Raw genomic sequence first — 11,244 nt, 5'->3', positions numbered from 1 at the left:
GTCTATGACTTCCAGGCGTACGGGTGGGGAGAGGGTGAGTGGGGGTGCCTGGGAGAGGGCGCGGGCTCGGGCCTCTGTGAGGGCGTGGGGGGTGGGGGGCGGGAACGTTACGACTTCGGTGTCGGGGTGGTGGGTCAGTTCCCATTCGTACCGGCGGCGGTACCAGGGGCCGGGGGCCTCGCGCATCAGGATGCGGGGGTGGCGTCGCAGGGCCTCGTTGAAGGCGGCGCGCAGGCGGGCGGGGTCGGGGCGGCCGGGCAGGTGCACTTCGATGTGTACGGTCTCGGGCACTCGGGGGTGCAGGCAGTGCCGGGTGACTTCGTCGACGACGGTGAAGGGCACGCGGCGGGGGTGCCGTTGCTGGAGCGCGGTCACGTTGTCCTCTCCTCGCCGGGGGCGGCTCCTTGGTCCGGGGCGCCGGTGTCCGGGGTGCCGGGGTTCGCGGGCTTCGGGGTCGGTCCCGCGCCGGGGCGTCTCCTCGGTCGCCGAACGTTCGGGTACTGCGTTGTTCCTTCGGGCGCGTTGCGTTCGGCGCCCTGCGGGGAGCGCCCCGACACGTCCCCTCCTGGCACCGCAATGTTCGGGGCGGTGCTGTGGGCGTTTCGGCCTGTCGTCACCAGGGCCGCCGTCAGGGCGGTCAGGGCCAGGAGTTGTGCTGCGGGGCCGAACGCGCCCTCCGAGGCCGAGGCCGGCGCGCCCGCTTGCAGGGCCGCTGTCGTGCCCGCTGCCGTCATCGCCAGCAGGGCTATGGGGGGGAGCAGGGTGTGGCGGAAGTGGGCCACAAGGGCCAGCACCGGGACCAGCAGGGCCACGGGGCCTGCTGCTATGGCGATTGTTACGGTCAGCGCGGCCAGGCCCAGGACGGGGCCTGGGGCGGGGGGTGGTGGCGGGGGTGTTGTGGGTGGGGTTGTGCGGCGGTACAGGGTGAGCGCTGCCAGGGCTGTTACCGCCAGTGCGCCGCCTATCAGGCCTGCTTCGTACAGTCGCGCCGGTTTGTACTCCAGGTTTACCTTGCCGCCCGCGCCTTCCGGGATCAGCCAGCCCTGCTGCCAGCCGTCCAGTCGGACTGAAGGCAGCTTCCGGCCGTTGAGCGTGGCTTGCCAGCCGGGGTTCGCGTTCTCGTAGGTCTGGAGGTACGACGCTTCGCCCGGGCCCACCGTCAGGGAGCGGCGGTCGCCTGCGGCGTCCTGGACCGTAAGTTCGCGGGACTGCTTCACGGGGGGTGTTGCCTTGTTTCTGGTCAGGGTGATGTCGGTCAGGGCCAGCGGGCCCGCGTCGCCTGCCTCTATGCGGTGGGTGCCGGGGGACAGGCTTGCTCTGCCGTTGCGCTGGGTGCCCGCGCAGAGCGAGACCTCGACGGGGCGGCGTTCGGTGAGGTCGCTGAGCTTTCCCTTCGCGCTGGTGGCGTGGAACGTGCCGTCGATGGAGAGGATCGGGCCCTTGCCGCAGGGGAGTTGAAAGGTCTGGGAGGGGCTGGGCTGTGGGACCTGGAATTCGGCCAGTGCTGGGATGTATACCTCGCTCAGGCCCACGGGGAGCTGCATCTCGCCGTCCGCCACCGGGTTGTGGACCGTCAGCGGTGCTGAGCGGGTGACGGTGATGTCCAGGCGGTCGGTGGTGATCGGCTCGAAGCGGGCCAGGCCGTTTTCGTCGACGGAGGCCGTTGTCGCACCGTTCGGAGAGCTGATCTCCACTTGTTCCGGACGGGTGGACAGGCCGCCTGCCGGGGCGAACACAATCTCGGCTATGGGGCGCTTTCCCGGCCAGCGCAGGTGCACGGTCGGGTTGCTTCCGGCTATCCATGCCGTGGTCAGATCGCCGTCGACCAGGTTGCGCGGTGTGAGCGACGCGCCCAGGCGGGCGGTTGAGTCGGCTGTGGCTGTGAGGCGGCGGCGCTGGTCGGGTGCGAGGCTGAAGAGGAGTTTGTCCAGTTCGTCGCCCGGTACGGGCAGGGCGGTCGCCCGTAGTGCGTACGCGCCTGTTGTGGCCGTCGAGAACTGGCGGTGCAGGCCCACCTCCGCCGATGCCGGCGAGAGGCCGCCCGGGTCGCTGCCCCGGTGGAGGGAGATCAGGTCCGGGTTCGAGTCCAGGGGGAGGGAAAGCAGGCGGGTCACCTGGACGCCGGGGATGTCGATGCTCGTGAAGCCCGCGCCCATCAGGCCCGGGCGGCCCTGCTGGGCGCTGATGATGGTCAGTTTGAAGTACGTCGTCCTGCCGGGGGGTGCGTCTATCTGCTGCGGTTCGCCGTTGGGGTGCAGGGCGCTTGTCCTGCTGCCGGTGTCCGTATCTACTCGTACGGCAGTCGGTGCGGCCCTTACGCCGTCTGAGGGCAGGGGCGTCACCTGAATTTTTGAGGGGATGTTTGTTTTCTGGGTGAAGTCCGCGCGCAGCCATTCGCCTGTTGGGTTTGCCGCGCTGCCCTCCGCCCACGCCGTGTCGGCATTCCCGTCGAAGGCGTTCACCGGGTCGTACTGCGGCAGATGGAACAGCCAGTTGCCGCTGCTCGACGCCGTCACCGACTCAGCGCCGCGCAGCACCGCTGTCGTCTGGTGCTCGATGCCCTTGGTCGGCAGGATCTGGCGAGGGGAACGGCCGGGGTCCTGAAGGCTGTTGGGGTGGTTCTTCTCTGTGGTTGTGTAGGTGTAGGACGTGTTGGAATTGACCAGGCCGAAGCGGGTGTCGGCGCGTCGCAGGCCGTCGCCCGTTGCCTGAATCGCCGGGTCGCCGAGGCCGGGGTGGCTGTCACCGGTGAGTACGGACGGTCGTCGGCGCATGGTGGGGTCGGAGGAGAGCGGCAGCAGTGTCTCTGGGCCGCCGCTGACCACTGTTGTGTCCGCCACCGCGTTGAGTCCGAATCGGGAAGGGCGTTCAGTCGCGGTGGGGGGCTCGTAGATCTCTACCGCTTGTTGGCGTGGGTAGAGGCCCTCGATCTGGATCGGGGTGTCATCCGGGATGCGACCGCCGGTCAGTACCGGGCCGAAACCGGTGAGGCGCTTGTAGCCGGACTCTTCCAGCGTGCGCTTTACCGTTTGCGGGGGTACGTAGCCCATCTGGTCCGGGTCGAGGTCGTTGCGTACGACTACGTAGTGAAGGCCGGCGCGACTTAAGTAGTCGGCGAGGCCGGGTACTTGGGATCCTGTGGTGAGTGCTTGTTCGACCGCGTCCATCGCACGTCGGTTGCCCGCGGTTCCGAACGGCACATAGTCGCGCTGCGCCCAGCGCGAGTCGGCCAGCACGTCGAGTGGCTGGTCGATCGGGGAGCCCCAGGTGTAGAGGCCGTGCGCGGTGGCGGGGACCACGAGGGCGCGGCTGTCGGGCGAGTACTTCTTCAGCCAGGCGGCCGTCGCCTCCCAGTGGCCGGGCAGCCTGCTGAAGGAGCCCGGCTGGAGGATGTTGCCGCTGAGGTAGGGGAGGGCGAGGGCCGGGAGGATGAGGAGGGCTGTGACCGCCGGCGCCAGGCGGCGGGCCTGCCTTGGGCGTGCGCTTACGGCCGCTGTGGCTGTGAGGTGCATCAGGCCCAGGGACAGGGCAAGGGCCAGGCCGGGCTGGAATTTGTAGATGTTGCGGAAAGGCACCAGCCAGCTGTTGAGCCAGTCCTGGACGGCGGAGTGGAACGGCCCGCCCAGGGGGCCGGCGTATCCGGCGAGGGTGATGGTGGCTACGGAGAGTGTGACGAGGAGCAGCCAGCGCCGCTCCGGTATGCCGCGGCGGGCCAGGCCCGCCAGGCCCAGCGCGGCGGCCAAGGCCGAGCCGAGGATGGTCAGGGCTGCCGTGGCGACGGTCCAGCCCGCCGGCAGCCACGCCTCGCCGAAGTGCAGGTACGCCGTCCAGTTGCCCGCGCCCCGCAGCAGCTCCGTGGCGGACATGGTCGCCGTGGTGGTCTCGGACTGTTCCACGTAGGGGAGGAAGTTCTCGCCGTGTATGCCGAGGATGAGGAGGGGGACCACCCACCAGGCTGTTGCCAGCAATACGCCCGGCACCCACCATGCGATCAGCGCGCGGCGGCGGGGTGTGGGCGCCCTGCTGAGCAGGTAGAGCGCTACGGGCAGGAGCGCGGCGAGGGTCGACGCCGCGTTCACACCGCCCATGCAGGGGATCAGGAGCGCCGAGCGGAGGGCGGCTGTGCGGGGGGTCGTGCGGGGGTTGGTGAGGGGCAGCAGGACCCAGGGCAGGAGCGCTCCTGGCAGTGCGGCCGCCGATGTGGAGCCGATCACGATCGTGTACGTCGGCCACAGGGCGTACGCCGCCGCACCGAGGAGGCGGGTCGTGGGCGAGCCGACGAGCAGACGCTCGGCCAGGCGAAGCGCGCCCCAGAAGGCTGTGGTGACGACGATGGAGAGCCACAGGCGTTCCGCCAGCCAGACGGGCAGGTTCACCAGGTCGGCCAGCGCGTAGAACGGCAGCATCGGGAAGGCGTAGCCGACGTACTGGTCGAAGATTCCGCCGAAGCCTGCGCGGCTGTGCCACAACTCGCCCAGGTCGGAGAGGAATTTGAACGGGTCCAGTGCCACGCCGAGTTTTGTCTCGAACGTCATCCTGCCCGGTGATGCTGCCATGAAGGCGATCAGTGCTGCCGACCCGAAGGCGAACAGCCAGCGGCGCGAACGCGGCTGGGGGGTGGTCGTCATGGACACCGCCGGAGGATGAGGAGGAGATTCCAGGTGGCGAACTCGCGCAGCAGGGGGATCTTCGGTACGACGCCGGGGAGGAACGGCCAGTAGCGGGCCCGGGCCGTCACCAGCTCGACGTCGGTGCGCGCACGTACCTGGCGCAGGGTGGTACCGATGTGGATCGGGAAGAGGTTCTCGCCGAGGGTGTGCTTGGCGCTGCGGCCGGTGCGCCGTTCGTAGCGGCGGCGGGCTCGTTCGGCACCCAGGTAGTGCCAGGGCGCCCACTCGTGGCCGCCCCACGGGGAGTACCAGTTGGTGAACGACACGTAGATCAGGCCGCCGGGTGCTGTGACGCGGATCAGTTCGCTGAGGAAGGTCCGCGGGTCCTCGACGTGCTCCAGGACGTTGGAGGAGAAGCAGATGTCCGCCGTGCCGTCGGGGAGGGGGAGCAGGTACCCGTCGGCCACCACCGCGCCTGCGGGCTTGCGGCCCCTGAGTTCGCGTACGTCCGGTTCGAAGAGGTAGCTGTGTGCGCCGCGCCTGCGGAACTCCTCGGTGAAGTGGCCGCTGCCGCCGCCGACGTCGACGACTGTCCGGTTGGCCAGGGGCCCGTACCGCTCCAGTTGGTCGGCGGCGTCACGGGCGAGCAGTGAGTAGCACCGGTCGGGGTCGGACTGCTCGTGCAGGAACGCCCGGAAGAGGGTGGCGGACCTGTGGAGGGAAGGGTCCTTCACCGGTGGTCACCTCCGCCGGTGGGAGAGGGCCGCCTCCGCCGCCACCGCCCGGAACTGGCGCACCGTGCTGCTCCACCGGTAGCGCGCGGCCCGCGCGGCCGCGGCCCGGCCCATCGCCTCGCGGCGCTCGGTGCTCAGAGCCAGTGCGCACCACGCGGCGGCGAACGAACTCTCACCGCGCGCCAGTACGCCGGTCACCCCGTCGGCCACGGAGTCCCGCAGGCCGGGTACGTCGAAGCCGATCGTGGGGGTGCCCCGGGTCGCGGCCTCGGTGACCACCAGGCCCCAGCCCTCGACCGCCGACGGGTGCAGTAAGAGGTGGGCCGCGCAGAGGAGTTGGTGCTTCTCCGCTTCGGAGACGTGGCCCTTGAAGATCACGTCGGGACCTGCCAGGGCTTCCAGCCGGTGGCGTTCGGGACCGTCGCCGATGACCACCAGCTTGCCGCCGGTGACCGGCCTTACCCGCTCCCAGAGGCGGAGGAGAAGATCGATCCGCTTGTACTCGACCAGGCGGCCCATCGCGAGGAAGAGCGGTTCCGTGGAGCGAGGTGTGGGCTCCGGCGGCTGTTCGACTCCGTTGTGTACGACCCGGATTCGGCCGGGATGCACTCCCAGTGCGCCCAGTGCGCTTGCCGTGGACGGCGACACGGCTACCAGGAGGTTTTCGCGCTGCGCGGCCGACAGTGCCCAGTGCTCCAGGCGACGGCCCAGGCCGGCGGCCGGACCCGGGTAGCGCATGCCCCAGAGCTCCGTGTGGACGTGGTTGACGAGGCACAGGGTCGGACCGCGATGCCACAGCGGGGTGAGGTACGGCAGGCCGTTGCAGACCTCGACGAGCAGGTCGCAGTCCCCGACCTGCCGGGCGAAGGCGCGGCGCGCCTTGATGAAGTGGCCGAGGTCGCCGCCCGCGGAGACGACCCGGTAGTCGCGGTACGCCGCGGGGCCTCCGCACAGGAGGGTCACCTGGTGCCCGAGGGCGGTGAGGCCGTCCGCGAGGCGGTCGACGAGGAGTTCGGAGCCGCCTGCGGCGGGATTGCCCAGGTCGCGGCGGGAGAGGAAGACGATCCGGTGGGGGTGCAGGGACGTGGGGTGGGGGAGTGGCTTGTGGGCCTCGGCGGCCGACTGGGGTTTCGCATCGTGCAGGGTGGGGGGCACGTGCTGGGGCATGCGAGCTCCAACTCGTTCAGGGTGCGGAACCGGTGGGGGGCTGTGCTGGGTGAGGGTGGGGCTGTGCTCGGGGTGGGGAGGTCAGTTTTCGGCACACTGTTCGATGCGGCTACTCACCTTGATGACAATTTCGGGCCCAGATTGAGCTGATGTGTCATCACATCGTGATGACGGAAGGCGTCGTACGCGGTTCACGCCCGCGTGCCACCAGTACCGCTCCTGCCGCCGCCAGCAGTGCTCCCGCCCCGCCGCCGCCCATCGGCAGCGTCTCGCCCAACAGCTTCAGCCGATCGCTGTCGGACGAGGCCAGCTCCACTTGAGCGCGCTGCGTGGCGGGCGTGAACTCCAGTCGGCGGCTGTCGAGAAGAACCACCTTGTCCCGCTTCCCGCCGGGCGCGCGCAGCGTCTTGCGCGGACCGATCGCCGCGTTCACGATGCGGCCCGTGCGGCGGTCGACGACCAGCTCGATGCCATGGTTGGCGTACCACTCCTCGGCGAGCACCTGGCTGCGCTTCGGCAGCCCGACGAGCCGCCCCGGCACCAGCCTGGTGCCGGTCTTCGCGGGTTCGACGGCGCCGGTGAAGAGGTAGCCCTCGTACCCCTGGATCTTGCGCGTACCGGCGAAGCGGAGGCGGACGGTCGAGCCGAGCGTGTTGTCCCACCAGCGGTACGAGCGCTTCTGTACGCCGAAGGGGAACTTCAGGTACGCCTCCCCGTCAAAGGCCGGCTGCTCACCGCAGCAGTGCACGGGCTCGTTGGTGCGGCGGTCGGTGACCCAGCGCTCCAGCGTCCACTGGAGCGAGTCGTGCGTGTCGGCGGCGGGGAGGGTGGCGTCGGTGTCGACGGAGGTCGAGACGTCCCAGACGGCCCGGCCGCTCTTCTCGCTGTCGGCCACATCGCCCCGTACCTGCCGGGTGATGGTCAGTTTCGTGTTGCCGACGGTCTTGATCCGGGTGGTGTCGAAGTAGCTGCCGGTGCCGGTGAAGACCGTCGTGACGTCCACGTCGACCGGTGTGCGTTTCGCACGTGGCTCGACGTACCAGGCCAGCAGCGGGGCGAGTACGAGCAGGAAGACGCCTGCGCCCAGCAGGGCCAGCGACAGGGGGGAAGCGGTGCGACGCATACGGGCGACTCCAGTGGGGGCCGGCGGGGGGTGGCTCGGCGGATACGTGCACATGCGTATGGGCCGGGAACCGTAGGCGTCCTCTTGACGGACTGTCAATGGAGTGTTGACACTGGGCCATCGCCGGACAGGGCCGGCGGGGGAACCGGTGGGGCACAGCATCAGAGAGGCTGACCCGACCATGTCCAGACTTCTTGCAGCAGCGCTGACCACCGTTGCTGCCGCCGCGCTCGCCGTGGGCGCCGCCTTCGCCGTCGTGGCACTGCTGAACGCCACCCCGGACCAGCCCAATGTGCCGCTGATCAGCTATGAGTCGGCGACGCCCCGGAAGTGATCCGGGTGGAAACGACCGCAGTGGACGGGGAGCGACGACGTATGGGCGACTGCTCGGCATGGGAGGACGTGCCCCGCCTCCAGGTACGGCAGTTCACCGACCGTGCGATGCGCGAAGTGCCGTCGCTCGCTCAGGAGATCCTCGACGGAATCTGCCGCGAACATCCCAAGCTGCCGCTGCTTGTCGACGAATCGGGCGAGCTGATCGCCCTCGTCGGTATCCGGCGGGCCCTGGAGGACTTCGTGCAGCATCTGGTGCTGGCGGAGGGGCGGCCGCACCACGTTCATCTCGAAGTCTTCCAGGAATTCGGGCGCGGCGAAGGACTGCACGGCCGTTCCCTCGACTCCCTCCAGGCCATGTACCGGCTCGGCGTCCGGCTCGCCTGGCGGCGGCTCGCAGAGATTGGGCAGCAGGTGTGCATTCCGCCGCCCGCGATGTACGAGCTCGCCGAGTCCGGATTCGCCTTCCTGGACGGGCTGGTGGACCAGACGGTACGGGGATACGCCGAGGCCGCCGCGCGCCAGGCCGGTGAACGGCTGAGACTGCAACGGAAGTTGACGCAGGCGCTGATCGCGGAGCACGGCGAGCCCGCCGACCCCGTCCACACCCGCTCGCTCGCCGAGCACGCCGCCAGGATCGGCTGGGCGCTGCCCGAGCGCGTCGCCGTGGGCGTGCTGCTGCGCCCGGGCCGCGAGTGCGTGGCCCCGGCCGTGGGGCAGGGCGTACTCCTGGACATGGAGAACGAGCAGCCCCTGATGATCGTGCCCGACCCGGCGCTGGCCGGGCGGCCCGAGCTGCTGCGCCGGTCGATGAAGGGCTGGTCGGGGGCGATCGGGCCGGCGGTGGCGCTGACCGAGGCCGCGAAGTCGCTGCGCTGGGCGGGGGCCGCCGTACGTCTCATGGAGCGGGGGCTGCTGCCTTCGGGGCGGCTGCTGCACTGCACGGAGTACACCGAGGCCTTGGTCCTCCTCCCGCCGGAGGAACTCATCGGCGACCTGACCCGCCGCTGCCTCGCGCCGCTCGCCGACTGCGGACCCACACAGGGTCGGCGGCTCGCGGAAACCCTGCTGGCCTGGCTGGAGACGCGGGGCGGCGCGCCGGAGGTGGCGGCCAGGCTCGGCGTACACCCGCAGACCGTGCGCTATCGGATGCGGCAGATACGGGAACTGTGGGGCGACGAGGTCGACGACCCGGACCGCCGCTTCGAGCTGGAACTGGTGCTGCGGGCGCAGCGGTTGCGCGGCGAGCTGTCGGAACCGATCCGGTGACGCCACCGGCTTGTTCCAGCCCGTCCGGCGTTTGAGGACACAACGCCCGGAGAGCGGCCAGGGGGCTGCGCGCCGCCGGTACACATGCCTCCGCCCCCGGTGCTGTGCGGTCCCGGGGGCGGAGAACAGCGGTGTTGATCAGCCGCGCAGCTGCTCGTACGCCGGCAGCGTGAGGAAGTCCGCGTAGTCCTCGTCGAGCGAGACAGTGAGCAGCAGGTCGTGCGCCTGCTGCCACTTCCCCGCCGCGAACGCCTCGTCGCCGATCTCGGCGCGGATCGCAGCCAGTTCCTCCGCGGCGATCTTGCGGGCCAGCTCCGGGGTCGCCTTCTGGCCGTTCTCGAAGACGACGCCCGCATTGATCCACTGCCAGATCTGGGAGCGGGAGATCTCCGCCGTCGCCGCGTCCTCCATCAGGTTGAAGATCGCGACGGCGCCCAGACCGCGCAGCCACGCCTCGATGTAGCGGATGCCGACCTGAACGGCCGAGACAAGACCGTCGTACGTCGGCACCGCGTCCAGCGAGTCGATGGCGATGAGCTCACCGGGCGCCACCGACACGTCCTCGCGCAGCCGCTCCTTCTGGTTCGGCTTGTCGCCCAGGACCGCGTCGAACGACACCATGGCGATCGGCACCAGGTCCGGGTGCGCGACCCAGGAGCCGTCGAATCCGTCGGCGGCCTCGCGGTCCTTGTCGGCCTTGACCTTCTCGAAGGCGACCTTGTTGACCTCGGCGTCGCGGCGGGACGGGATGAACGCCGCCATGCCACCGATCGCGTGCGCGCCGCGCTTGTGGCACGTGCGGACGAGCAGTTCGGTGTACGCCCGCATGAAGGGCGCCGTCATCGTCACCGCGTTGCGGTCCGGGAGAACGAACTTGGCGCCGCCGTCACGGAAGTTCTTGACGATGGAGAAGAGGTAGTCCCAGCGGCCCGCGTTCAGCCCCGCCGCGTGGTCGCGCAGCTCGTACAGGATCTCCTCCATCTCGTACGCCGCCGTGATGGTCTCGATCAGGACGGTCGCGCGGACGGTGCCCTGCGGGATCCCGACGTAGTCCTGCGCGAAGACGAAGATCTCGTTCCACAGGCGCGCCTCGAGGTGCGACTCGGTCTTGGGGAGGTAGAAGTACGGGCCCTTCCCGAGCTCGATGAGCCGCTTGGCGTTGTGGAAGAAGTAGAGGCCGAAGTCGACGAGGGCGCCCGGCACCGGGCGGCCGTCGAACTGGAGGTGGCGCTCGTCGAGATGCCAGCCGCGCGGCCGCATCACCACGGTCGCCAGCTCCTCGGCCGGCTTCAGGGCGTACGTCTTGCCGGACTTCGGGTCGGTGAAGTCGATCCGGCGCTCGTACGCGTCGATCAGATTGCGCTGGCCGAGGACGACGTTCTCCCAGGTGGGAGCAGACGCGTCCTCGAAGTCGGCGAGCCAGACCTTCGCGCCCGAGTTCAGGGCGTTGATGGTCATCTTGCGGTCGGTCGGACCGGTGATCTCCACGCGGCGGTCGTTGAGCGCGGCCGGAGCCGGCGCGACCTTCCAGTCTCCCTCGCGGACCTGTGCGGTGTCCGGGAGGAAGTCCAGCGTGGAGGTACGGGCGATCTCGGCGCGGCGTTCGGAGCGGCGGGCCAGCAGCTCGTCACGGCGGGGCGTGAACAGCCGGTGCAGCTCGGCCACGAAGGCGAGAGCCGCGTCGGTCAGGACCTCTTCCTGCCTGGGCAGGGGCTCGGCATCGACGATGGCCAGCGGGGACGGCGCTGGTGCGGACATGAGCTGTCACTCCTTAGGCGGGCGACGCCTGACGGCCGCCGGGTCGCCCGAGAACGGCACAGAGTGCCATGGCTCCGAGGTACGGTCGCGGGCGCCGCCGGGTGGTGCAGGGCGCTTCTGACGTGTGGATAGTAGTTTCCTCATGGTGGAAGTTCAACGGTCTGTTGATATCGAGATTCTCATAGTCGACAGAAACTGGCGCTCAGAGGGCGTTTAGACCCTTCTTAGTGATTTTTGAGCCGGTTTGCAC

7 protein-coding genes and 1 pseudogene are annotated in these 11,244 nt (G+C 69.8%); 2 read left to right on the top strand and 6 right to left on the bottom strand.

The features are described 5' to 3' along the window. The 5 genes and pseudogenes from J7E89_RS38340 to J7E89_RS38320 all read right to left on the bottom strand — a co-directional run. Positions 1–375, bottom strand: a pseudogene (locus J7E89_RS38340) (condensation protein); the annotation flags it as partial. Continuing rightward, a complete protein-coding gene (locus J7E89_RS38335) occupies positions 372–4,628 on the bottom strand; it encodes an alpha-(1->3)-arabinofuranosyltransferase family protein (RefSeq protein ID WP_214980850.1) in 4,257 nt (1,418 codons plus the stop codon). The pseudogene J7E89_RS38340 and the gene J7E89_RS38335, both read right to left, overlap by 4 nt. After that, positions 4,625–5,344 (bottom strand): class I SAM-dependent methyltransferase, encoded by a 720-nt coding sequence (locus tag J7E89_RS38330; RefSeq protein ID WP_214980848.1) that lies wholly within the window; start codon positions 5,342–5,344, stop codon positions 4,625–4,627. The genes J7E89_RS38335 and J7E89_RS38330 overlap by 4 nt, the downstream gene beginning before the upstream one ends. Before the next feature lie 6 nt (positions 5,345–5,350). Further along, positions 5,351–6,511, bottom strand: a complete 1,161-nt coding sequence (locus tag J7E89_RS38325; protein ID WP_214980847.1) for a glycosyltransferase family 4 protein — start codon at positions 6,509–6,511, stop codon at positions 5,351–5,353. A 157-nt stretch (positions 6,512–6,668) separates the two neighbouring features. Then, the gene (locus tag J7E89_RS38320; protein WP_214980846.1) at positions 6,669–7,634 is read right to left on the bottom strand and encodes a DUF3068 domain-containing protein; all 966 of its coding nucleotides are present in this window, start codon (positions 7,632–7,634) and stop codon (positions 6,669–6,671) included. 181 nt (positions 7,635–7,815) lie between these two features. Between J7E89_RS38320 and J7E89_RS38315 the strand changes: the two genes are divergently transcribed. Both J7E89_RS38315 and J7E89_RS38310 read left to right on the top strand, forming a co-directional pair. Further along, positions 7,816–7,968, top strand: coding sequence for a hypothetical protein (locus J7E89_RS38315; RefSeq protein ID WP_214980845.1), 153 nt, complete (start codon positions 7,816–7,818; stop codon positions 7,966–7,968). A gap of 41 nt (positions 7,969–8,009) precedes the next feature. Beyond that, positions 8,010–9,236: a helix-turn-helix domain-containing protein gene (locus J7E89_RS38310; RefSeq protein ID WP_214980852.1), complete on the top strand. Its 1,227-nt coding sequence runs from the start codon at positions 8,010–8,012 to the stop codon at positions 9,234–9,236. 138 nt (positions 9,237–9,374) lie between these two features. On the opposite strand, the gene aceB is transcribed toward J7E89_RS38310, so the two are convergent. Continuing rightward, positions 9,375–10,994 carry a malate synthase A gene (gene aceB / locus J7E89_RS38305; protein ID WP_214980844.1) on the bottom strand — a complete coding sequence of 540 codons (1,620 nt, stop codon included), beginning with the start codon at positions 10,992–10,994 and terminating at the stop codon, positions 9,375–9,377. Positions 10,995–11,244 lie beyond the last annotated feature (250 nt).

The organism is Streptomyces sp. ISL-100, from assembly GCF_018614615.1.
In the GTDB taxonomy this organism is placed as follows: Bacteria; Actinomycetota; Actinomycetes; order Streptomycetales; family Streptomycetaceae; genus Streptomyces.
Note: the sequence above shows the minus strand (reverse complement) of the source record. Positions and strands in the feature narration are given on the sequence as shown.